Below are 26021 nucleotides of genomic sequence, written 5' to 3' on the forward strand. Positions count from 1 at the left end.
TTATTCTTTGAAATCATTGGCTTCTAAATCATGGCGGCCAAGTAATTTATAAAATTCTGTACGGTTTCGTCCTGCCATTCGAGCTGCTTGGGTGACATTTCCCTTCGTCATTTGTAATAACTTACGTAAATAATTCAATTCAAATTGATTACGTGCTTCAACGAATGTCGGCAAGGCCGTATTTTCACCTTGCAGGGCTTGGCTAACCAACGCTTCACTGATAACTGGGGACGTAGTTAATGCAACACACTGTTCAATAACATTCACTAATTGGCGGACATTACCCGGCCAGCTTGCTGTTATTAAGCATTTCATTGCATCACTGGAAAAACTGCGTACGAAAGGTTTATGTCGTGATGCAGATTCACGTAATAAGTGATTAGCTAATAAAGGAATATCTTCTGAACGCTCATTTAACGCAGGAATACGTAAATTAACCACATTCAGGCGATAGTAGAGGTCTTCACGAAACTCATTTTTTTCCATCGCTTTAGGAAGATTACGGTGAGTTGCAGACAAAATACGCACGTCAATGTCTAAATCGCGGTTACTACCTAAAGGACGAACTTTGCGCTCTTGCAATACCCGCAGTAATTTAACCTGCAATGGCATTGGCATATCGCCAATTTCATCTAAAAATAACGTACCACCACTGGCTGCAAAGAATAACCCTTCGCGGTTACTGACTGCACCGGTAAAAGCCCCTTTCGCATGGCCAAATAATTCAGACTCTAATAATTGTTCAGGCAGTGCACCGCAGTTAATGGCAATAAATGGCTTACGAGCCCTAGGACTAGCTTTATGAATAGCCTGAGCTAATACCTCTTTACCTGTACCACTTTGCCCATTAATCAATACGCTAACATCAGATTGCGCCACCATATGTGCTTGTTCTAATAGCCGTATCATTAAGGGACTACGCGTGACAATGCCAGAGCTCCACTCTTCATCGCTAATCGGTGTCGAGGAGAGCGCGAGTGCCTCATCAATCGCTTTATACAACGCGTCTTTATCGACAGGTTTAGTTAAAAAACTAAATACGCCCCGCTGCGTTGCTGCTACTGCATCAGGAATAGAGCCATGTGCCGTTAATATAATGACAGGCATATTTGGATGCGCTTTTTGAATTTCATCAAATAGCGCCATGCCGTCCATTTCGTCCATGCGTAAATCGCTGATCACTAAATCTAACTTTTCTTTTTGTAAGATTTTTAGTGCTTCTGGACCACTTTCTGCTGTAGTGACTTTAAAACCTTCACTACTCAAGCGCATACCTAACAGTTTAAGAAGGCTTGGGTCATCGTCAACTAACAATAAACTTGCTGACTTGCGATTCGTCATTTTTGTTCATTCTCCGATGAATTTTGTTCTACTGGAGAAGATACGCTGTTACCCGGCTTTGGCTCTTCTGAGGAAATAGGTTTATCTCCTTCCCCCCCATTTTCCACGTCTTTTTCGGTTTCGTTCGTGCTTTTTTTGCGAGAAGAAAGCTGACGTTCAATATCCGTTAAATTTTCAAGCTTACGGGAGGTCGTATTCAGCTCGAAAGCCAATTTAGCATTATCTTCCTTTAAACGGTCGAGTTTGCTATCCATTTCTTGCTGTAAGCGTTTATAGCGGGCCCCTGAGTCTGACAAGTTGATAATTTGCACTTGTTGCTCACGCCATAATTGTAATAATGGCCTTACGGCTGTTGGAAAATTCAAACTATACGTATTTATGCTATCAAGCATTTTACGGCGCTCTGCAATGGACGGATCCGCAGAATTCAACAAAATATTATGTTGAAATGCGCTCGACCAGTTTGTTACTTCTATTTTGCTTGCGTCTTCACGTGCTTGACTGGTTTCAGTGCGATCAGCACAGTCCATCATTCGCAACCAAAATAGTGCATTTTCCCGTGCAGTTGGCTGGTCATTATTCCAAATCGTTTCACATGATGTATAACGGTAGTCTGTAACTTTAACTTCTGGCACAACGACTTGGGCCAGAGTTTCGAGTGGTGACTGACCATTCTTGACTACACAACCACTTAAAATTAGGGAAAATAAAACCGCCCCAAAATTGAGCCCCGTACGTCTCATCACATAAGGTACTCTTTGATTATGTTTATTTAACGATGCGTTACGGTAAAGTACCGCCCAAACACCTGTAGACCGATTTACCATTATTCATTCTCTGCGGTTAGAGGCAGTTCAATTCTAAAACAGACATCTGCTGATTTATTGGGAACGAGAGAAAGTTCTCCTCCCATTTGTTTAATACAATCTTGCGCAATACTTAGCCCTAGCCCACTTCCTTTAACAGCACCTTTTCTTTGTAATGAGCCTTGATAGAACGGCTCAAAAATCATGCTTTGCTCAGATTCAGGAATTGGCGTTCCTGTATTCGCAACTTCAATCAGAAGTTTATTACCCGTTTGGCGACTAGAGATCCAAATATTACCTGATTCGCCACCATAGTGCACCGCATTGGAATAGATATTATCAATAACTCGCCCAAGAAGTGAGGGTTCAGCTAAACAGCTATCCACTTTTAAACGCACTTCTGTTTTGATGTTCTTAGCCCGTGCAGGTAAGTTATGTGCTTTGACGATATCTTCAATGAGTTTTTGTAAATCAACGATCTGTGCTTCTGGTGGGTCATCTACAAGCTTACGATTATAATCAAGTAATTGCTCAATAAGTTGCTGAAGATGCTTACTGCTGTGATCAAGAATTTCTACAACCTCTTTTTGAGACACGGTTAATGGCCCAGCAACCTCGTCCGCGAGTAACTCCGTCCCTTCACGCATGCTTGCAAGAGGCGTTTTTAATTCATGTGAAATATGGCGGAGAAATTCGTGGCGCTGTGATTCAAGCCATGCGAGTCGTTCACTTAACCAAATAATGCGCTGTGCGATTGTCCGTAGCTCCCTAGGGCCTTTAAAGCGCTCAATATTATTGGCTATCGTACGCCCAGTACCGAGACGGTTAATCATTCGCTCGATAGCTTTAACGGGGCCAATAATCATCCGAGTGAATAGTGCCACTAGCAATGCGCTTAATAAGAATAAAATTAAACTTTGCCAACCAAATAGTTGGCCTTTATTCGCAATCGCTTTTTGCAACTGTTCCCCACGGCTAAAAATCACATCTCGAGTTTCTTGCACTAATAAGGCATTCTCAGTAGAAAATTGTTCTAAAGCCCGTGTGATTTTTTCTGTTGGTTCATTGTTTTCACATGTGACCGTCTTAAGCGCATCCAATGTTTTAGTCAACGCGGAAGTATCTGACGAGGCGGGTAAGATAGTACTCTGGCGTTCAAACATTTGCTGGTAGTCAGCAAACTGTTTCTGATATTGGGTTTTCAATGTGGCATCTTGCAAAACACAATATTGACGATAGCTCCGCTCCATTTCTAATGCGAGGCTACTCATCACTTCACTACGCCGTGCGTCAAGTAACGTGGTTTTATTGATATTGGCTGCTTGGTTACTCAGTTGCTCAAGGCTTTGATATGCTTGATAGGCTAATACTAATAAAGGAAGCAGTACAAGCCAAAATGCCATCACAACTAGTTGACGCAAGGAGCGAGGGAAAAAACGCCATTTACTCAATACATTCATCTCATACCCATTAAACGTATTGCAATGGTAGCAGAACTCCCTGTAATGCGAAAAGCACAATCCAAATTCTGTGTCCCATAGCGTTAAAATCAGACTAAGTATAAGAGTGAAATAGCAATGAACGTGCCAAGTTAATTGGTAAAAGACAATAGTTTTCAGGTAGGTATATTCTATAAAGCGAATTGTTTAATATCTGACTCGTCTAAAATATCTTCAGCTATGCCCTAAATAATTCGGATTGCAGCTAGGCGACAAGAGAAGATATCTCTATGAAGCATACAAAAGTATGTGACTAGAGTAGCTGAACGCAGGTAACAACGCTGCGGTTCGAAGTATGACGGGCATTATGATAGGCATAAAACAGGAAGGCGGGATAAAGGACTCACCTTTACCCCGCCAGCGATAACAACTACTCTGATGGTTACTGCTTTATATAATTATGTCTTTACATTAAAGATAATTATATAGGTGGTGCCTCACTCCACGTGTCGCCCTGTGTTTGATAAGGCCCTAAGGCGAATATCTGTGCTGTTGGACGGTAGGCACCTTACTTTGGCGTCATTCTTGGTTTATGTGGTATGTACCCAACTAATTTTGGACCTACATAAGAAGTTGAATGAGCAACTGAATATTATTATGCACATGCCGTGCCAACTTTTCAATTTATTTTTTAAAGCATTAAAAAATAAGACAATTTATTTTTTACAGTCTATTCAGTGATTTTGGATACACTGAAACGGTTTATCTCTTTCTCAATATTGTCGCTAATTTAAGACACCCTAAACACCAATCTTATAAGTCTATATTTATCAATAAGATAAATGTCTCCTTTTGGAGACACCCCTATGGGGGGTTTGTCGCTATTTTTATACACCTTGTTTTTTGGTTATTTATTATTCAATATAAATAAGTTTGCGTGAAAATTTTACCCCAATAAAAAAATTGCTCGTCATTATGGATGAACAGCAGAATTTTACATTCTGCTTCTAGCTTATCTTTTCCTATATTGATATAAGATTTCCCAATACCCTACTCATCAAATTGATAAAAAATATGATAAAAATCGCGTTAGTTGATGACCACATCGTTGTGCGTTCTGGTTTCGCACAACTTTTGACACTTGAACCTGATATTTCGGTTGTCGGGCAATATGCCAATGCTCAAGAGGCTTGGCCTAATTTGCTTAATTTAGATATTGATGTTGCCATCATGGATATTTCGATGCCAGATGAAAACGGTTTACAACTTTTATCACGGTTACGCCAAAAAAAGCCTGATTTTCGCACTATTATCTTGAGCATTTATGATACCCCAGCCTTTGTACAAAGCGCATTGGATGCAGGCGCCAGTGCTTACTTAACAAAACGTTGTGGCCCTGAAGAGCTAGTCCAAGCGGTTCGCTCTGTACACCAAGGCGGTTGCTACCTATGCTCTGATGCTATGCGAGCGCTACGCCATTCACCACAACAGCAAAAAAGCCTACAAGAACTGACGCCCCGAGAACGGGAAGTGTTTGATTTATTAGTGGCTGGCTTGAGTGTCAAAGTGATCGCAGAGCAACTTGAACTAAGCCATAAAACTGTGCATGTGCACCGCGCAAATATTTTAGGCAAACTACAATGTGAAAATACCATCGACCTTGTTCATTACGCGTTAGAACATAACCTAATTTCAAGGTAATTCAGGCATGAATAAAAGCTTACGGTTAACGCTGCAATCCATCTTTTTATTTTTTACCTATTCCCTGTTATGGATTGGGTTGTGGATCATCGGCTTTTATTTAAGTCAAAACAGTTTTCAGGCAACGTTGTTTCTTCCACAAGGCTTGCGCCTAGCATTGATGATTATCCTTTGGCGGCGCTACTGGCCAACACTGCTGCTTAGCGAAGGAATATTGAATTTTTGGTTATCATCGGAGCAACTTCTCTTTCAACCTGTTTTGCTGTTGTCTCCATTATTAAGTCTCGGTGTTGCTTTTGTTATTCAAAACATCTGGTGGCGCTATACGTTATATTGGCAACGATTATTATTATTGCTCGCAGGTGTTGCCGCAAATAGTGTATTACATGCCTTATTATTCAGTGGGTTATCACCCTATTCCATTAGCCAGTTATTTCTAACAACATTCACAGGGGGAATACTCCTTTCTCCTTTTGTTTACCTTATTTATGAGTATCTCCACGAACAGCACTACCAGATGTTACTGGATTATGGAACGCCAGATAAACAATTGCGCACATCCTTAATTGTTTGGTGTTTTCTATTTTGTGTTGTCGGGCTCAGTGTCCAAGTTTTTTTCACCCCCGAAATCGAACGGTTAATTGTCCTTCTGGTATTTATTCCTAACGTTTTTATGGCCTACCGCTATGGCTGGCAAGGTGGCGTACTTTCTGCATTATTAGGCAGTTTAATTATTACTTTTGCACGGCAATTTCACGGGGCATTTGCCGATTTAGAAGAGTTAGAAATGTTTCTCAGCACCCAGGCCTTAATTGGCATTGGGCTTGGGATAGCAATTAGCCGGCAGAAACAATTAGCCAGTAATTTACAGCGTTATCGCCAACGCCTAGAAGAGGAGTTAAAAGCACGCCGCGACTTAATGCGGCAGCTCGTGCACACAGAGGAGGATATCAAAAAAGCGATTGCCCGTGAGCTGCATGATGAGATTGGGCAAAATATTACTGCCATCCAAATTCAGTCGATGCTAGTGAAAAAAACGGCGCCAGATGATATCAGCCACCAAGCTGCAAGCCAAATAAATGAATTAGCCCAGCAAATTCACCAATCTACGCGGCAAATGTTACGCCAATTGCGCCCTCCCGTATTAGATGAAATGTCCCTTGAAAATGCACTTAAGCACTTAATTGCTGAATTTTCTTTCCCACAAAATAATATCCAGTGCCAATTTCATTATGGCTTACAAGAAACACCGATCAATGAAACGGTTTTGTTTACACTTTATCGTCTCGTCCAAGAGTTACTAAACAATATCAGTAAACATGCAAAAGCCACACAAATCCACATATCTCTTAAGCAAATAGGTGACTCGATCCAGCTAGTTGTTGATGATAATGGCGTTGGTATTCCATTTAGCAAACGCACGAGTGGCTTTGGTTTGCGCGGTATTGAGGAGAGAGTTCGAGCCTTAGGCGGTGACTGGACACTGACCACCCAAAATGGAACACAAATAAGTGTTAACTTGCCCACATTTTAAGATAAAACCTTGCAAAACTAGGAATAATTCCTAGTCCTCTAATACCTTCTCTCATCCTTTTTGTTAAAAACTTGATTACATTCTGCCTAACAAGAGAAACCGCCCTATGACAGGTAAAGACACCTTGAGTCTGGATAACACGTATCGTTTTTGGCGTCGCCGCTTAATGCTATCAATGATTATTGGTTATGCCACTTTTTACCTTACGCGAAAGAGTTTTAACTTCGTGATGCCTGTCATGCAAAACGAGCTGTTTCTCGATAAAAGCGATATTGGCTGGATAGCGACTGCCTTTTATTTAACCTACGGTATTTCTAAGTTTTTATCGGGGATTTTCCACGATATTACCGGATACCGTTGGTTTATGGGCGTCGGTTTAGTGATGACTGGGCTACTGAATATTATTTTTGCCTATTGTTTATCGTTTCCCGCGTTATTAATTGTCTGGACACTAAATGGCTTTTTTCAAGGTTGGGGCTGGCCACCTTGCGCACGTATTCTAACGCACTGGTATTCACGCAATGAGCGTGGGTTTTGGTGGGGGCTGTGGAATATTTCCATCAACCTAGGTGGAATGTTACTGCCTTTGCTTACAGCACTATTGGCAACCCAGTACAGCTGGCAAATGGCGTTAATTGTCCCCGGGATTATTGGTGTCATCATTGGGTTATGGCTGTGCCGCCAATTACGTGGCACACCACAAGAAGAACAGCTACCAAGCGTGGGGCAATGGCGACAAGATGTTTTGGAGTTACGCCAAGAGCGTTTGTCCCCTCCCATGCCGATGTTAACGATTTTAAAAGATGCCATTATTTTTAACCGAATGATTTGGTTACTAGGCTTCTCCTATATTTTGGTTTATCTGATTCGCATGGCGATAAACGATTGGGGGAATTTATGGTTAACAGAGAAACATGGCACTAACTTACTCAGTGCAAATGCCACACTGTCGTTATTTGAATTAGGGGGATTATTAGGTGCGCTCTGCTCGGGCTGGGGCTCTGATATCCTATTTCGTGGCCAACGTGCACCTATGATCCTACTGTTTTCATTGGGGCTTTGTGTCTCCGTGAGCGCCTTATGGTTAACACCAATTCATCACTACGCTTTATTGGCTGTATGTTTTTTTGCTATCGGATTTTTTGTTTTTGGGCCCCAAATGTTAATCGGTCTAGCTGCAACAGAATATTGTCATAAAAAAGCAGCTGGAGCGGTAACGGGCTATCTGGGTTTGTATGCCTATTTAGGGGCTGCAATCGCTGGATGGCCACTCTCTCAAGTCATTGCACACTATGGTTGGTCAGGGATGTTTTCTTTACTAGCCAGTGCCGCGGCTTTGATGGGATTACTGCTAATGCCTCTTTTGATTGCCAATGTCAGCAAACGAGAGCATTTAGCAGGCACTGTTTCACCCTCTGATAATAAAACCTGAATAAAGGACTGAAAATGAAACTGAAAACTCTCTCTACGCTTATCGCTGCGGGTTTATCCCTAGCGGCTATTTCTACCACTGTGAATGCGGCAGGCCGTTTAGTTGTTTACTGTAGCGCCACTAACGCCATGTGTGAAACTGAAACGCAAGCTTTTGCTAAGAAATACGATGTCAAAACCACCTTTGTACGTAATGGTTCTGGCAGTACTTTAGCCAAAATTGAAGCAGAAAAACGTAACCCACAAGCTGACGTGTGGTATGGCGGTACATTAGACCCACATTCACAAGCTGGGGAAATGGATTTACTTGAGCCATATAAATCGCCGAATCTGTCTGAGATCATGCCGCAGTTCCAAGACCCTGCAAAACGTAAAGGCAACTACTCTTCCGCTGTTTACATCGGTATTTTAGGTTTCGGTGTCAATAAAGACCGCTTAAAAGAGAAAGGTTTACCAATCCCAACTTGCTGGAAAGATTTAACTAAACCTGAATATAAAGGCGAAATTCAAATTGCAGATCCACAAAGCTCAGGAACTGCTTATACCGCATTAGCCACTTTCGACCAATTATGGGGAAATGAGCAAGCCTTTGATTACCTGAAAAAACTAAACTCAAATATCTCTCAATATACTAAGTCTGGTATTGCCCCGGCACGTAATGCCGCTCGTGGTGAGTCGGCAATTGGTATTGGCTTCTTACATGATTATTCATTAGAAGTGGAAAACGGTGCGCCATTAGAACTTATCGCCCCTTGTGAAGGAACAGGCTATGAAATCGGTGGGATCAGTATCTTGAAAAATGCACGTAATATGGACAACGCGAAACTGTTTGTCGATTTCGTCTTATCGAAAGAAGCTCAAGAGCTGAGCTGGAAAGAAGGGAAATCTTATCAAATTTTGACCAATACGACGGCTGAATCCTCACCTATCTCATTGAAACTCAATGAGTTGAACCTAATTAATTACGATATGGATAAATACGGCGATGCTGACGTCCGTAAAAACCTTATCAACAAATGGGTTACTGAAGTCAAAATGAGCAAATAGTATTAAGTGCGGCGTTAACTCGCCGCACTGAGCACTTACTTAACTAAAATAAAAAATTAATTTAATTAAGCTTCGAGTTATGAGCGTTGCCACTAGGCGGTAAGTGACGTTATCTCTAAGAACATGCAAAAATATGTGACTAGGGTTAGCGAAATAAGCCAACACCGTGACAATGCAAAATATGACGAGCTTAGGGGGAACTATGTCTCAAACCCTAACCTTATCGACCCCAACCAAAAAAGATAGTATCTTTTTTTGGCTGCTGATTGCTTGGCTAGGTTTCGCATTACTACCTTCTTGGAGCCTAGATTATGGCGTTCTTGACTCAACACAAGACGAAATCATAGCGGCTTACGGTTGGAGTAGCCTAAACATTAGCTGGCTTTGGTATTTATTACCTTCCATTTTATTTATTCGCCCGTTAACACCAGCGGACCGTTATCACAAAACACGCCATTATTTCGATATTAGCGTGGCTGTTGCCACCGCTGCGGTGGTGATCTTAACCTCCTACTTTGAAGGGAAAGGGTTAGGTTACTCCGCTATTGTGCTATTTATCGCCTTGGGAATGGTGATGACATTGGCGTTAACCCGCCTTGAATGGCTCGGTGGAGACCAGTTTGTTATTGGCTCGCTGATCACCGTTGTTGCGTTGATAACACTATTTATTGTGTTCCCAAGTGTTGCCATTTTTATCCCAATGTTTACGGATGGAAATGGCGACTTTGCGCCATTCGCCTTTGTGGCAATTTTGACACAATCTCATATTGTCCAAGTTATTATTAACTCAGTATTTTTATCGTTAGCGGTAGGGGCCGGTTGTACTTTCTTTGGCTTAATTTTAGCCATTTATACCACGCGTATTGCTAAACGCTCTGCCATTATTGGCCGTGTTTTTTCTATTTTGCCTATCGTCACTCCGCCATTTGTTGTCGGTCTCGGAGTCACCTTGATGATGGGGCGCTCGGGCTATATTACTGAATTCCTTGCGACCTATATGGGCCTTGAAAATACCAACTGGCTGTATGGCTTTACAGGGATTTGGTTAGCGCAAGTTCTCGCCTTCACGCCAATGTCATTCATGATCTTAGATGGTGCGATTAAAACCATTCACCCATCTTTAGAAGAAGCATCTTATACTTTACGAGCCAACCGTTACCAAACTTTCTTTAATGTATTTATGCCATTACTGAAACCTGCTTTGGCAAACGCATTTTTAATCGTTATCGTGCAATCATTGGCTGACTTTAGTAACCCATTAGTTTTAGGCGGAAACTTCGACGTACTCGCAACACAAATTTACTTCTATATCACCGGGTCACAGCTGGACTATCAAGCCGCCAGTACATTAGGTGCGTCACTATTAGTGTTCTCACTATTAGTATTCTGCGTTCAGTATATGTGGATAGGCAAGCGCTCCTATGTCACTGTGTCAGGGAAATCTTACCGTGGTGATGTTCAACCATTACCGACATCGTTAATTGCCACCGTAACAACTTTCTTAGCCATTTGGGTTGCATTTAACGTCTTGTTATACGGCAGTATTTTCTACGGCAGTTTCACTGTTAACTGGGGAGTTGATTACACCTTAACCTTTGATAACTTTATTAAATTATTTGGTCAAGGCATGAGTGATGGGGCATGGCCGTCATTGTTGGATACCCTTCTGTACGCAGGTATTGCCGCACCGATTACCGCGATCCTTGGTTTACTGATTGCCTATATCGTGGTTCGCCAAGACTTCCGTGGTAAAAAGACCATCGAATTCACGACGATGCTGTGCTTTGCGGTACCGGGTACCGTGGCAGGTGTGTCATACATTTTAGCCTTTAACGACTCACCGTTTTATTTAACGGGAACGGCTGCCATCGTAATTATTTCAATGACCATGCGTAACGTCCCTGTGGGGATCCGTGCCGGTATCGCAGGATTAGGCCAAATTGATAAATCATTGGATGAAGCATCACTCAGCTTACGAGCGGGTTCAATGCGCACCATCTTCTTTATCCTGTTGCCACTGTTGCGCCCAGCCATTCTCTCCGCGTTGATTTATAGCTTTGTCCGCGCGATCACTACTGTCAGTGCGATTGTGTTCTTGGTTACCCCAGATACGCGCGTCGCAACGGCCTATATATTGAACCGTGTCGAAGACGGTGAATATGGCGTTGCCATTGCCTACGGCTCAATCCTGATTGTCGTAATGTTGGCAATTATTTTCTTATTTGACTATTTGATTGGCGAAGCCCGTGTTTCACGTTCCAAAGCCAAAAATGCACAGTAATCATGGAGTAACTGACATGACACAACATCATTTTGTTGAACTAAAAAATGTGACTAAACGCTTTGGCAACAATACCGTCATCGATGATTTAAGTCTTTCAATTCCGCAAGGTAGCATGGTGACCCTACTCGGCCCATCAGGCTGCGGTAAAACTACCGTATTACGCTTAGTGGCTGGCTTAGAGAAACCCTCTGAAGGCCGTATGTTTATTGACGGTGAAGATGTGACAGACCGTTCCATTCAACAACGCGATATCTGTATGGTTTTCCAATCTTACGCCCTGTTCCCGCATATGTCCTTGGGGGACAACGTGGGTTATGGCTTAAAAATGTTAGGATTACCCAAAGCCGAAATAAAAAAACGAGTTGACGAGGCATTAGAATTAGTGGATTTAGCCGGTTTTGCTGACCGTTTCGTTGACCAAATATCAGGTGGCCAACAACAGCGCGTGGCCTTGGCTCGTGCATTGATCCTTAAACCAAAAGTCCTGTTATTCGATGAGCCATTAAGTAACTTGGATGCAAATTTACGTCGAAGCATGCGTGAAAAAATTCGTGAGTTACAGCAGCAGTTTAATATCACCTCTTTATATGTCACTCATGACCAAAGCGAGGCCTTTGCGGTATCGGATATGGTTTTAGTGATGAATAAAGGGAAAATCATGCAGCTAGGCTCACCGCAAGAACTCTACCGCCAGCCAGCCTCAAAATTTATGGCGAGCTTTATGGGTGATGCGAATATTTTCCCTGCAACACTCAGTGCGGATTCTGTGGATATTTTCAATTATCGCTTACCACGCCCAGAACAGTTTGTGACTGATAAAACTGCGGTGACTGTGGGGGTTCGTCCTGAAGCCATCACACTGAGTTTACAAGGCGACGATAGCCAACGCTGTACGGTGACTCACGTTGCTTATATGGGGCCTCAATATGAGGTTACTGTTGATTGGCATGGTCAATCAATGTTGCTGCAAATCAATGCCACTCAATTACAACCTTCTGTTGGGGAAAACCTCTATTTGCAGATCCACCCATACGGCATGTTTATCTTAAACGAAAAAGAATAATCTCAAATGTAATAGCTTAAACCGTCACTTCATCGTGGCGGTTTTTTCGTTATTAAGCCCAAATAAAAAACAGAAGAGTTTCCCCTTCTGCTTTTCTTAACAAACCAATTAATTACAAAAATGCTTTATATGGCAATTCAGGTTCATTTTTAAATATATCGTTAAAACCGCGGAAATGTTGATAATGCATACGGTCTTTATCCGTTGGATAAGTGTATTTTCCACCTACTTGCCAGAAGAACGGCGCAAATTTATATTGCAGACGCTCTTTTTTCATATTCCATAAAACTTCAATTTCACGTGGGTCGTTTTGGAAGTTCGCCCAAATATCATGGTGGAATGGAATAACACGTTCGCAATCCAATGACTCTGCTGCACGTAAAATATCTGATGAAGTCATTTTATCGGTCACACCACGCGGGTTCTCGCCATAGGAAAGCAATGCCACATCAATTTGATAACGGTTACCGTGAGCCGCATAATAGTTTGAATAATGTGAATCGCCTGAATGGTAAATCGAGCCACCTGTCGTTTCAATCAGGTAATTCACTGCACGTGAATCCATACCATCTAAAATTTGCTTATCATAGGAAGAAACGCCCTGTGGCAATGTCACTAACGCAGTACGGTCGAATGAATCTAATACACGGATTTTCATATCACCGATATCAATCACATCCCCCACTTTGGCGACCACACAGCGCTCTACGGGTACGCCCCACTTCGTCCATAAATCCACACAGGCTTGAGGGCCAATAAATTTAACGTGGTCACCGCAGTTTTGCATTACCGCAGCAGCAACATTGACATCTATATGGTCAGCATGGTCATGAGACGCTAAAATCGCATCAACCTCTTTAATAGCAAACGGGTCGAGAGGAAAAATTGCAGTACGTAAATTAGGTTGCAGCGCTTCTACCCCCCCCATACGCATCATTTGATGCTGTTTATTCATCAGTGGATTTTTTTGCGTTTTTTTCCCAGTTCCACACCAAAAATCGATACAAATATTGGTATTTCCCTCACTTTTTAACCAAATTCCTGTGCACCCAAGCCACCACATTGAAAAGGTATTGGGTTCAATAACCGTTTTTTCAATTTCTTCATTTAGCCACGTTCCCCACTCAGGAAACGTACTTAAAATCCAAGATTCACGTGTGATTTCATTTACTTTGCTCATAGTAACAATACCTTTTCTAGAATTTTAGATGTAGGGAGCCTGATGCCTTAATCGAGAAATTAAGGCATGGCGGCTGAATTTGTCTATATTAAAAAATCAGGTATTCGACGGAATTAAACCAGTATCACTCGCGTGCCCTGTGCAGCAATCGCTTTGATAACTTCAGAGTTGGCATTCCTCCCAGTGATAAGAACATCTATCTTCTTAGCTGGGCAAAATAACATTCCGGTTCGATGACCCACCTTGGAACTGTCTACAACAACGACTAATTTATCAATTTGGTCAAGCATTTGCTGCTCAGCTACCGCGGTTAGCATGTCAGCTTTGTATAAGCCAGCTTCGGTTAATCCTTTACCTGAAGTGAACATCCAGTTACCTGCGTAACCCATTAACGTGTTCAATGCGGGGTTTAGAAAGATATTCTGAGCCTTATTATACTGCCCACCGATTAAAATAACGTCATCATGGTCTTGGTCAATCAAATAGCTCGCTAATGGAAAATAATTAGTCACAATTTGTACGTTTTTTCCGCACAATTGCTGTCCTAACATAAAAGCCGTTGAACCACAGTTAATGACAGCACTTTCCCCAGGAAGACACAGTTCCGCGGCTTTAATCGCGATTTCTGATTTTTCTTCATAGTGCTCAGTGCTATTGATGTTTAACGGTGACCACTTACGCTTTTTATTTTCAATGCGTTCAGCACCATTACGGACTTTTCGTAATTTACCTTGCCCATCTAACTTTGAAATATCACGACGAGCAGTTGCAGGAGACACACTAAATTGTTCGGTTATATGAGAAACATTGATCACTCGATGTGATTCCAATAACGACAATATTTCATTGTGTCTTTGCACTTCATTCATAATCATCGCCTTATTTGTTAATAATCACCACCATGATGACAAATGATTCAAAATGATTATCTGTGATTAGTTTTGATTCTATTTATCTCATCTAATGTTGTCAACCTTTGCTCATGCAAAAATACAACATTTGACATAAGTAAAAATTAACATACTGATATATATTGATAATTTAAATTTTACGTGATCAAGTCGCCATTTATTCATTTTTTTACTGGTAAAAAAACAGACAAATGCAAACAATCATAAAAGAGCAATTCGTGATTACATATGATCACCTTTGATTTTTGCGAGACTGTTTGACCGCTTTAAATGATTATATCGCAATAACACCAGATACGATCAATATGAATCATCTCTGACCCAGATAAATTACAAATACAATTTGATTAGAGGTAAAAATATGGATTTTTTATACGACGCTTTCTATATTTTTTACAGCCAAGTAATGACAAAAGCGCCTCTATTATTAGGCTTAGTCACATTTATTGGTTATTGGCTATTAAAGCGCGATGGTACGACGATCCTCAAGGGTACAATCAAAACAATTGTTGGATTTATGCTAGTTGGCGTGGGTGCTAGTACCTTAGTTTCCAGCTTTAAACCCGTCATAGAAAAAATGTCTGAATACCACGGACTGACAGGCTCAGTTATTGACCCTTACACTTCCATGATGGCCACGATGGAAGCGATGGGGGATAACTACTCTTGGGTGGGCTATACCGTCTTATTAGCCCTCGCCCTTAACATTCTTTTAGTCCTTTTTCGCCGCGTGACGGGTATTCGTACCATTATGTTGACGGGGCATATTATGTTTCAACAAGCTGGCTTGATCGCAGTTTTCTATTTTGTTCTCGGCTCAAGCATGTGGGAAACCATTTTATACTCCTCGGTTTTAATGGCGCTGTATTGGGGTATTTCCTCCAATATTATGTTCAAGCCAACACAAGAAGTTACGGGTGGTGCAGGTTTTTCTATCGGCCACCAACAACAGTTTGCTTCGTGGATAGCCACCAAAGTTTCCCCGAAATTGGGCGATAAAAATGACAGTGTTGATAATTTAAAACTGCCCAAATGGCTGCATATCTTCCACGACAGTATCTCCGCCACTGCCATTGTAATGACCTTATTCTTTGGTGTGATCTTAATTTCCTTTGGTATCCCCAACCTACAAACCATGGCAGGGACCACCCACTGGACCATTTATATTATTGAAACCGGCCTAAAATTTGCCGTCGCTATCCAAATCATTGTCACTGGCGTGCGAATGTTTGTTGCCGAGCTTTCTGAGGCCTTTAAAGGGATTTCCGAGCGTGTCATTCCTAATGCAGTGCTCGCCATCGATTGTGCGGCAATCTATGCATTCTCCCCTAATGCTATGGTATTTGGTTTTATGTGGGGTGCTATCGGGCAATTTGTTGCCGTTCTGGGTATGTTGGCATTTAATTCGCCAATTATGATTATCCCTGGTTTTATCCCAATGTTTTTCTCCAATGCCACTATTGGTATCTTTGCAAACCATTTTGGCGGCTGGAAAGCGGTCATGAAAGTGTGTTTCGTGATGGGCATCATCGAAGTATTGGGTTCAGCTTGGGCAATCAGCTTAATTAACAACCACGGAACTGAATTCAGTGGTTGGATGGGCATGGCCGACTGGGCACTCGCCTTCCCTGTCATTATGCAAGGTTTGTCGTTCACTAAAATGTTCTTCTTTGTCATTGTCGCCTTAGCCGTTGTCTACATGTATTTTGCGGCAAAGAAATTGCGTGCCGAAGAAGATGCACAGAGTACAAGCGAACCCGTCGTTAGTATTAGTGAAGAAGCCGAATCCGCGCCTATTGAACATAGTGGAGCTAAACCTGTACGTATCTTAGCCGTTTGTGGTAATGGGCAAGGCTCGTCCATGATGATGAAAATGAAAATTGGCCAGTATCTTGAGAAAAAGGGGATCCCACACATCATGGATTCCTGCGCAGTATCTGACTATAAATCGAAATTAACAGCGACAGACATTATTGTCTCTTCTAAGCATTTAAGCTCAGAGATGGATCCCGGTGATGGAAAATTTGTGCTTGGCGTACAAAATATGCTCAACCCCAACTCATTCGGTGATGAACTACTCGATATCATACATACCAATTTTATCGTAAATAAATAGCCTAAGTCATAGGAATAGATATCGCTCATGGCGGTATCGATTTCCTTAACATTAAAAAATAGGAACGCAATGATGGGATTTAAACAATCACTAATCGACAATAATTCGATACAGCTTCAAGCATCCGCTGATAACTGGCGTGATGCCATTAAGATAGGTACAGACCTGCTCATCGCTTCAGGTGCAATAAAACCCAGTTATCATGAGGCAATCATCAGCAGCGTCGAAAAACTCGGACCTTATATTTGCATCGCGCCTAGCTTGGCCCTGCCCCATGCTAGACCTGAAGATGGTGTGCTAAAAACCGCCTTTGCTTTAGTCACACTGAAAAAACCGATTATTTTTGAGGGTGAAGATGAACCGGTTGATGTGCTGATCACTTTAGCAGGCAGTTCATCCGATGAACATATGGAGGGCTTGATGGAGGTGACTCGCGTCCTCGATGATGAAGACAGCGAAACCGGTGTCGACCTTGATAAATTACGTCGCTGCCGCACCATTGATGATGTTTATCAGGTTATTGATCAAGCATTATGCTAATTTAATGATAATAAAAGAATCATTAATTAGCGATAGAGGTAATCAACTATGTATAACGTATTAGCGCTTGACTTAGATGGCACAGTTTTAACCCAAGAACACACTATCCATCCCGCTGTCAAACAAGCTATTAACAACGCAGCAAAGCAATGCCATGTCATGATAGTCACAGGGCGCCACCACACCGCAGCCCGTCCCTATTATGATGAGCTTGGTTTAACCACGCCAATTATTTGTTGCAATGGTACTTATATCTATGATTACCAAAATGAAAAAGTTCTCACACACAATGCTCTCACCAAAGAGAATGCGCTTACTTTTATTGAATTAGCGCAACAGGACAAACTAAAAATGGTGATGTATATCACCGACGCCATGGTGTATTCAAAAATCGACCCTATCGATTACATGAGCGCGATGGAGCAATGGGCTAACAACCCAACCATGGCACATCCGCCAAAAATTTATCGCATTGATTCATTTGAAGAACAAGTCCAGCACGCTGACTATATTTGGAAATTTGTCGTCGAAGGTGAACCCGCTACGTTAGCGCGTTTCTTAAACTTGCCTTGGATAAAACAAACTTTTAATGCAGAAAAATCATGGTCAAACCGTTTCGATTTTGCTGCTAAAGGCAATAACAAAGGAACGCGTTTAGCTGAGTATCTTAACTCTCTGGGTTATGACTCAAACCAAGTTATTGCTGTTGGTGATAATCACAACGATATCTCCATGATTGAGCTAGCAGGCTTAGGAGTTGCAATGAAAAATGCCGATGACACCGTGAAGTCCCACGCGGATTTTGTTTGTGCGACAGATAACAATGGTGATGGCCTTGCGCGTCTAATACATGAAAATATTTTAGGACAATCACAATGACAAAGCCTTTGATCCAAATTGCTTTAGACCAAACCAACTTACCCGCTGCTCTCGAAGTGGCTGAAAATGTACACACTTTTGTTGATATTATTGAAGTGGGTACCATTTTGGCTTTCGCTGATGGCATGAATGCGGTCTCGACTTTACGTCAAAAGTACCCCAACCACATTCTGGTTTGCGATATGAAAACCACCGACGGAGGAGCCATTTTATCGAGAATGGCATTTGAAGCGGGAGCAGACTGGATCACGGTTTCAGCCGCAGCGCATATTGCCACTATTGCTGCCTGTAAAAAAGTTGCCGATGAGTTTAATCGTGAGATCCAAATTGAAATCTATGGTAATTGGACATTTGAAGATGCCAAAAATTGGGTCGAACTTGGTATTACGCAAGCAATTTACCATCGTTCCCGCGATGCCGAACTTGCTGGTATTGGCTGGACAAATGAAGATATCGAAAAAATGCGTAAACTGTCTGATTTAGGGTTAGAACTCTCGATTACAGGCGGAATAGTCCCTGAAGACCTTCATCTATTTAACGGTATCAAAGCGAAAGCCTTTATTGCTGGCCGTGCATTAGTTGGCGAAAAAGGCAAAAAAACGGCGGAAGCATTAAGGGAACAAATTGACCGTTTTTGGAAATAATGAGCTTTAATTAAACTGCTATATTCGCTCGAATACGGTCAGTTATAATACAGCTAGCCCTAATACTATCAATAGGTTAGGGCTTCATATTTTATTTGCTCTATAACGTTAAAAATAAGTCGCTCATGTACTTAATATTTTTTTGTACTTACCTTTTTGACAAAAAATTATTGACAAGTTGAGCTGGTTGCCAATGGTTATTTATTCTTTCAAAATCATTAATTCCACCGCTATTATATTCATCCTGTAACCGCATTTCTGCTAAAGTATTCACTAAATACTCAAGTTTTTGGGCTGTTGTATACTTTCGGGCCCCTGATAATGAATTATGATGAATAACGATTGGCTCTTGACTATTTTTTTGTTGGATAATCGTGACTTTATAACCAGACTCAGAGCTATAAATATAGTGAACTATTTCATTTTGGTTATCAGGCTCTATTAGTTCAGGTATTCGATTAAAGCTAATTAGGTGTATTTTGTCTTTATCATTATAGTGGTGAATAATACTCTCCCCTCTGAACTCACCATTAACAATAAATATATTTTCCCCTTCTTGGTCACTTAACAACCCACTATGGCCATTAGCAATTAGTACGTCATTTCCTGCACCACCGTATAAATCAATATTTCCTTCTTCTGCATACAAGACATTATGGCCAGTATTATTGTGTGCCATAGATATACTTCCAGTACCCATATTGGCTTTAAATACTCGTCCGTGTTTACTTTCATCTATTACTTTATGTTGATTACCAGTAAATTGCATAACTAACTGAGAAGGTTTGGAATCCTTTGTAATATGGATCTCTGGTAAAGATAAATCGATTATTGCGTGATCCGAGTTTTCGAAAAAACCTTTAAAAGCAAACATCGGCTGCCATGGTAATAATGGAGATTCTCTTTTCCAATATTGTTTATGTTCTGCCAAGTACCTTACCATATGACTCATACTTTCCTTTACATCATTTGAGATATTATCAGGAAGCCTATCATAATGGTGAATATGATTTTTATTTATTTCATCAGAGGATATTCTTTTTATTTTCACCTCGCGTAACTTTGAATTTGACGTAAAAACTTGATACGTCACCCCATTTTCTTCTATATCTTTATATTTATCATTAAAATGCATTAAATGGATGTTGTTAATTCCATTATTATCATTGATAACTGTTATTCCGCGGCCTATAGAACCATCAACAATATAGTGATCATTACCATCATTGCCATTTAAGGTATCATTACCTAAATCTGATAATAATAAGTCCCCTTGCACACTGCCCTCTAAAAAATCATTCCCAGCACCACCATATAAAACATTCATTCCTTCATGTGCAGCGATTCTGTCGTTACCCTTTCCACCATTAACAACCATGCCAAAATAACTATAATTATAAATTTTATCATCTCCATCTAATGCATCAATAATCGCATTTTGATAAATCTCTCCTCTTCTATGGTAAAGTTCATCAGATTGCTGAGTAAATAAATCGGGTCTTTTTTCAGTAACTATTTCATGTCCATCTACCTTTAGGTTAATCTTAAATAGATTATCATTCGCATCCTTTATATATATATGTTGGAATTCTTTATTTTCATAACCTACGAATTTGATATTCAGTTTTTTATCATTAAACATATTGGAAAAATATATTGACTGACCCTCTGCACGTAACTGCTTTCCATATTCATCAAACAGCTTTATAATAATGCTATTATCGCGACCATCCCTTCCTTTCATATTACTAAGATCAACGGTCAATTCTGACTGTGCAAGACCACCTATTTTCAATTGATAAATATCATTCCCTTTTGTTGCTATAATATAGCTACCTCTATTTACCATAGTTAAGTTATCATCATTATGACTACCTGTGTACGTTAGATTTTTAACATTCCCATTAGGATTAAAATCCCCCCATGACGGAGATGAATACCCCTGATTATTGATAATAATATTTTTCTTTTCTTGATTGATGATAACTTTGTCATTCTCGGCACGCCTCTTAAGATAATCTTTATCTTGAAAATAGCTAATCTCATAAATCTTATCAAAACTTTCCTTATTTCTATAATTTTTTAGAATAGGTGTTAAACAGAAACCATCATGGGTATAAAGTTGATAATGATGTTTTAATACTTTTCCATCTGCTGAATTTTGATACGCATTTTTTAATGTTAAGTTCAACTCTAAAGTATCCGTCGTTTTATAAGGCGACTTTGTCTTAATTGTTAACATCAGGTCATTATCAATGAGTTTTACATTAGTTATCTCATTTAGCGTGTAACCTAAGTTAACTTCACTCTGGCTTTCAGTTTTTTCAACAATTCTCGCATTTAATTTAATTGTTTTTTTATTCTTAACATTCTCCCATTGATAACGGCGTAAATAATAATTATCATCGCCATCTCCACCTCGTGCAACACCCGACCGAAAAATAAGATGATCGTTTCCATCATACCCATTAATCGAAGCTTTCATTTTACCTGCATCTAATACATTGTTTTCTTTATTCCCTTTTATAAATAAATTTGATTTTACCTCCCCTGAAAAAACAACATTTCTAGTATTTTTCAGTTTAACTTCATGCCCTTCCTCCTCATTTAAATTAAGGCCATCTCTCATTAAATTAATGTATATTGATTTCTTATCAATATAATCCAAACCTTCAATTTCCTTATCATAAGACATCATCATTTTTAATTTATTTATAGCATCCATATTAACTCTCTAGAATTTTACTGTGAATATAAATAACTAAGTCATTCACTGCCTTAGCACTATTTAACATTCAACAATTTAGCACTTAATTTATTTTTTAATTAAAAAGTTAATCTGATATATCAATAAATTTATTCATGAAATAAATTAGAAATTAATTAATATTTAAATAATAAAAAAGCACTCTATCACGTTGGCTTTATACCTAGTGATAGAGTGCTTGTATTCAAAATTTGCTTAGAGACTAATTTGCTTAAATGCTAATTAACCTAATTGCTTACGTGCGTTACGGAAAATACGCATCCATGGGCTATCTTCTCCCCAATTTTCAGGGTGCCATGAATTGCTCACGGTACGGAAAACACGCTCTGGGTGCGGCATCATGATCGTTGCTCGGCCATCTTTCGAGGTCACCGAAGTAATACCATTAACTGACCCATTCGGATTAGCTGGATATTGTTCTGTCACTTGGCCGTAGTTATTTACGAAGCGCATTGCCACCAGCCCATTATCTTCTAACTGCTGTAAATGTGCAGCCGCACGGGTTTCCACTTGCCCTTCCCCATGAGAAATCGCTATTGGCATACGAGAGCCCGCCATGTCTTGCAGCAACAGCGATGGGCTTTTTGCTATTTCAACTAAGCTAAAACGCGCTTCAAAGCGTTCAGAACGGTTACGCACAAAACGCGGCCAGAACTCTGCACCTGGAATAAGCGTATGTAAATTCGACATCATCTGGCAGCCATTACATACCCCCAGTGATAAGGTGTCTGCACGGTTAAAGAACGCAGCAAATTCATCGCGGACTTTATTGTTGAACAGAATAGATTTTGCCCAACCCTCGCCTGCACCTAATACGTCCCCATAAGAGAAACCGCCGCAAGCCACTAATGTTTGGAACTGTTCCAAAGACAAGTTACCTGCAAGTAAATCACTCATATGCACATCAACTGCGTCGAAACCAGCACGGTCGAAAGCGGCAGCCATTTCCACATGGGAGTTCACGCCTTGTTCACGTAAAACGGCCACTTTAGGACGCACACCAGACAAAATAAACGGTGCTGCAATGTCTTCTTCAATGTCATAAGTCAGTTTCACATTCAAACCAGGGTCTTGGTTATCCTGTTTTAATGCGTGTTCTTCATCTGCGCACACTTCGTTATCGCGCAAACGCTGCATTTGCCAAGTCGTTTCAGCCCACCATTGACGCAGTAAGCTGCGAGACTCACGATAAACAACGGTATCTCGGCTATTGATGATCACGGCATCATCCTTTATTGCAGAACCTAGATGATGAACACAGCCTGCAAGCCCTGCTTGCTCAAAGCATTCTGCCACATACGCTCTATCAGCTTCATGAATTTGAATGACCGCACCTAACTCTTCGTTAAATAACGCTGCCAGCGTGTCTTCATCAAAAGAGCTGATATCAACATTAATGCCGCAATGACCCGCAAAGGCCATTTCCACTAACGTGACGAATAAACCACCATCTGAGCGGTCATGGTAGGCTAATAGTTTTTGCTCTGATAATAACTTCTGAATGGTATTAAAGAAGCCGAGCAAGACTTCCGGGCTGCGTACATCAGGGGCTTTATTACCTAATTGACGATATACCTGTGCAAGTGCAGAACCGCCCAGTGCGTTATTGCCTTGTCCAAGGTCAATCAATAACAAGGCGTTATTATGGCCTGTTTTTAGCTCAGGTGTCACTGTTAAGCGGACATCTTCAACACGGCCAAATGCGCTGATCACCAAGGACAGTGGCGATGTCATTTCACGCTCTTCGCCATCTTGCTGCCAACGGGTTTTCATTGACATGGAGTCTTTACCAACTGGGATCGTTAACCCTAACGCAGGGCAAAGTTCTTCCCCAACCGCTTTAACCGCTTCATATAAACCTGCGTCTTCCCCCGGGTGCCCAGCTGCTGCCATCCAGTTTGCAGAAAGTTTTACACGTTTAAGATCTTGCACATAAGAACACGCTAAGTTAGTTAATGCTTCACCTACCGCCATACGCGCTGACGCAGCGAAATCCACTAAAGCCACTGGCGTTCTTTCGCCAATTGACATGGATTCCCCATAGTAGCTATCTAAGCTAGCAGTGGTTACCGCGCAGTCAGCGACAGGAATTTGCCATGGGCCAACCATCTGGTCACGAGCAACCATACCTGTAACTGTGCGGTCGCCAATGGTAATTAAGAATGTTTTTTCAGCTACAGCGGGTAAATGCAGAACACGTTTTACCGCTTCATTTAAATTAATCGCCGTTCTATCTAATGAATCCGGCTCTGCCTTTAATGTTTTCACGTCACGCAACATTTTTGGCGTTTTGCCTAATAAAACATCCAGTGGCATGTCTATTGGTTGGTTAGCAAAGTGTTCATCATTAAGCGTTAAATGACGCTCTTCAGTGGCTTCCCCAATCACTGCGAACGGAGCACGTTCACGTTCACAAATCGCGGTGAACACAGGGAGTTGCTCAGGTGAAACTGCCATTACATAACGTTCTTGAGATTCATTACACCAAACCTCTAGCGGGCTCATTCCTGGTTCATCATTGAGAATTTTACGTAGCTCAAAGCGCCCACCACGGCCACCATCACTGACCAGTTCAGGCATTGCGTTCGACAAACCACCTGCGCCTACGTCATGGATAAATAAAATTGGGTTATCATCACCCAGTTGCCAGCAGCTATCGATGACTTCTTGGCAACGGCGTTCCATCTCTGCGTTATCACGCTGTACCGAAGCAAAATCGAGGTCTGCATCTGATTGGCCGGATGCCATGGATGAAGCAGCTCCACCACCTAACCCAATATTCATCGAAGGGCCACCCAGTACAATGAGTTTGGCACCAACCGTAATTTCACCTTTTTGTACGTGATCAGCACGGATATTGCCGATGCCACCCGCTAACATGATAGGTTTATGATAACCACGTAACTCTTCACCATTGTGGCTATTGACCTTTTCTTCATAAGTACGGAAATAACCTAATAACGCAGGACGGCCAAATTCATTATTAAATGCCGCGCCGCCTAATGGCCCTTCCATCATAATATCTAAAGCGGTCACAATGCGCTCTGGCTTACCGAAATCCTCTTCCCAAGGCTGTTCAAAGCCGGGAATGCGTAAGTTAGAAACAGAAAAACCCACTAAACCGGCTTTTGGCTTAGCACCACGGCCCGTTGCGCCTTCATCACGAATTTCACCGCCAGAGCCCGTTGCTGCGCCTGGCCAAGGGGAAATCGCTGTTGGGTGGTTATGAGTTTCGACCTTCATTAAGATATGAGCATCTTCTTGATGATAACGGTATGTACGCCCTTCAGGCTCAGGGAAGAAACGCCCAACAGATGAACCTTCCATCACCGCAGCATTATCTTTATAAGCAGATAAAACATGGTCAGGTGTTTTTTCAAAGGTGTTTTTAATCATTTTAAACAGCGACTTAGGCTGTTCTTCACCATCAATAACCCAATCTGCATTAAAGATTTTGTGGCGGCAATGTTCTGAGTTTGCTTGAGCAAACATGTAAAGCTCAACATCCGTTGGGTTACGTTCTAACCCAATAAATGCATCTAGCAAGTAATCAATTTCGTCATCAGCTAACGCTAGACCCATTTCCCTATTTGCTGTTTCCAATGCAAGGCGGCCGCCCGTAATCACATCTATGGATTTCATTGGTGCCGGCTGCTGCTGCACAAATAATGCGCTCGCTTGTTCAAAAGAAGAGAAAATGCTTTCCATCATGCGATCGTGTAAAGCCGCGATCACTTCATGCCACTGTTCTTGGGTCAGTTCATCACCTTGAATATAATAAGCAATCCCACGCTCAATACGCTTTACTTGGCTAAGGCCACAGTTATGGGCAATATCCGTTGCTTTTGAAGACCATGGAGAGATAGTACCCGGACGAGGGGTGACTAAAATAAGCTTACCGAATGGGTCGTGCTCTGCCAGAGAAGGACCATACTTTAACAAACTGCTTAGTTTGCCTTGCTCGCTATCACTCAACGGCGCTGATAATTCAGCAAAGTGCATATATTCAGCATAGATATCCGTGACAGGAAGCTGTTTTTCTGCAAACAGCGCCAAAAGGCGGGTAATACGAAATGCTGATAGAGCAGGTGAACCACGCAAAATTTCCATCGTCTTAATTTCTCTCTTTTAAACGCCAGCCCTGAACATGAAAGCAGGGAAACCGGAACACATTATAGAGCAATGTTCATCAATACGAAACCGTTTGCGTGATTAAAAATAAAGCGATTAGTTAAATATTATTCTGTGCTAAATACGATAATATAGGTTGCACCGTTCCTAAATGTTGAGCAAAATAGCCGACCACTGGAATTATAACCATTACTTAGCCATACTCTT

At 41.3% G+C, this 26021-nt stretch carries 17 protein-coding genes; 10 read left to right on the forward strand and 7 right to left on the reverse strand.

Features of this window, described 5'->3' with window-relative positions; translation table 11 throughout:
• The 3 genes from glrR to PR800_RS09340 are packed head-to-tail and all read right to left on the reverse strand — an operon-like array spanning position 1 to position 3607.
• On the reverse strand, positions 1-1341 hold the full coding sequence (gene glrR / locus PR800_RS09330; protein WP_102137532.1) for a two-component system response regulator GlrR: 1341 nt from the start codon (positions 1339-1341) through the stop codon (positions 1-3).
• Complete coding sequence (gene qseG, locus PR800_RS09335) at positions 1338-2168, reverse strand: two-component system QseEF-associated lipoprotein QseG (RefSeq protein ID WP_102137531.1); 831 nt, start codon at positions 2166-2168, stop codon at positions 1338-1340. Before qseG ends, glrR begins: the two co-directional genes overlap by 4 nt.
• Positions 2168-3607 (reverse strand): sensor histidine kinase, encoded by a 1440-nt coding sequence (locus PR800_RS09340; RefSeq protein ID WP_195697449.1) that lies wholly within the window; start codon positions 3605-3607, stop codon positions 2168-2170. Before PR800_RS09340 ends, qseG begins: the two co-directional genes overlap by 1 nt.
• 1053 nt (positions 3608-4660) lie before the next feature.
• Between PR800_RS09340 and PR800_RS09345 the strand changes: the two genes are divergently transcribed.
• From PR800_RS09345 to fbpC, 6 genes are all read left to right on the forward strand, one after another.
• Positions 4661-5287: a response regulator transcription factor gene (locus tag PR800_RS09345; protein ID WP_102137529.1), complete on the forward strand. Its 627-nt coding sequence runs from the start codon at positions 4661-4663 to the stop codon at positions 5285-5287.
• 7 nt (positions 5288-5294) lie between these two features.
• Entirely contained in the window at positions 5295-6821 is a 1527-nt protein-coding gene (locus PR800_RS09350; protein ID WP_272530629.1) for an MASE1 domain-containing sensor histidine kinase, read from the forward strand.
• Positions 6822-6927: 106 nt separating this feature from the next.
• Positions 6928-8253, forward strand: coding sequence for an MFS transporter family glucose-6-phosphate receptor UhpC (gene uhpC, locus PR800_RS09355; protein ID WP_102137527.1), 1326 nt, complete (start codon positions 6928-6930; stop codon positions 8251-8253).
• Between the two features lie 14 nt (positions 8254-8267).
• Positions 8268-9299, forward strand: a complete 1032-nt coding sequence (locus PR800_RS09360) for an ABC transporter substrate-binding protein (protein ID WP_102137526.1) — start codon at positions 8268-8270, stop codon at positions 9297-9299.
• Between the two features lie 202 nt (positions 9300-9501).
• The gene (locus PR800_RS09365) at positions 9502-11580 is read left to right on the forward strand and encodes an ABC transporter permease (protein WP_195697450.1); all 2079 of its coding nucleotides are present in this window, start codon (positions 9502-9504) and stop codon (positions 11578-11580) included.
• Positions 11581-11596: 16 nt separating this feature from the next.
• Positions 11597-12646, forward strand: coding sequence for a ferric ABC transporter ATP-binding protein (gene fbpC / locus PR800_RS09370; RefSeq protein WP_272530632.1), 1050 nt, complete (start codon positions 11597-11599; stop codon positions 12644-12646).
• A 112-nt stretch (positions 12647-12758) separates the two neighbouring features.
• Here the strand turns inward: fbpC and ulaG are convergent, their stop codons facing one another.
• Together ulaG and ulaR are read right to left on the reverse strand one after the other, a co-directional pair.
• Complete coding sequence (ulaG, locus tag PR800_RS09375; RefSeq protein ID WP_102137524.1) at positions 12759-13826, reverse strand: L-ascorbate 6-phosphate lactonase; 1068 nt, start codon at positions 13824-13826, stop codon at positions 12759-12761.
• A 113-nt stretch (positions 13827-13939) separates the two neighbouring features.
• Positions 13940-14695, reverse strand: a complete 756-nt coding sequence (gene ulaR / locus PR800_RS09380; RefSeq protein ID WP_102137523.1) for an HTH-type transcriptional regulator UlaR — start codon at positions 14693-14695, stop codon at positions 13940-13942.
• 403 nt (positions 14696-15098) lie between these two features.
• Here ulaR and PR800_RS09385 point away from each other — a divergent pair, with 403 nt between their 5' ends.
• The 4 genes from PR800_RS09385 to PR800_RS09400 all read left to right on the forward strand — a co-directional run bounded on the left by PR800_RS09385 (position 15099) and on the right by PR800_RS09400 (position 18916).
• On the forward strand, positions 15099-16853 hold the full coding sequence (locus PR800_RS09385) for a PTS ascorbate-specific subunit IIBC (protein WP_102137522.1): 1755 nt from the start codon (positions 15099-15101) through the stop codon (positions 16851-16853).
• Between the two features lie 72 nt (positions 16854-16925).
• Complete coding sequence (locus tag PR800_RS09390) at positions 16926-17393, forward strand: PTS sugar transporter subunit IIA (RefSeq protein ID WP_166267610.1); 468 nt, start codon at positions 16926-16928, stop codon at positions 17391-17393.
• Between the two features lie 48 nt (positions 17394-17441).
• Positions 17442-18272 carry a Cof-type HAD-IIB family hydrolase gene (locus PR800_RS09395; protein WP_102137520.1) on the forward strand — a complete coding sequence of 277 codons (831 nt, stop codon included), beginning with the start codon at positions 17442-17444 and terminating at the stop codon, positions 18270-18272.
• Positions 18269-18916 carry a 3-keto-L-gulonate-6-phosphate decarboxylase UlaD gene (locus PR800_RS09400; protein ID WP_102137519.1) on the forward strand — a complete coding sequence of 216 codons (648 nt, stop codon included), beginning with the start codon at positions 18269-18271 and terminating at the stop codon, positions 18914-18916. The genes PR800_RS09395 and PR800_RS09400 overlap by 4 nt, the downstream gene beginning before the upstream one ends.
• 148 nt (positions 18917-19064) lie before the next feature.
• Here PR800_RS09400 and PR800_RS09405 read toward each other — a convergent pair whose 3' ends face one another.
• A complete protein-coding gene (locus PR800_RS09405) occupies positions 19065-21641 on the reverse strand; it encodes a calcium-binding protein (protein WP_272530635.1) in 2577 nt (858 codons plus the stop codon).
• A 264-nt stretch (positions 21642-21905) separates the two neighbouring features.
• On the reverse strand, positions 21906-25793 hold the full coding sequence (gene purL / locus PR800_RS09410; protein WP_272530637.1) for a phosphoribosylformylglycinamidine synthase: 3888 nt from the start codon (positions 25791-25793) through the stop codon (positions 21906-21908).
• Positions 25794-26021: the final 228 nt, after the last annotated feature.

The sequence above is a fragment of the Providencia sp. PROV205 genome (assembly GCF_028479505.1).
GTDB classification, from domain to species: domain Bacteria; phylum Pseudomonadota; class Gammaproteobacteria; order Enterobacterales; family Enterobacteriaceae; genus Providencia; species Providencia huaxiensis.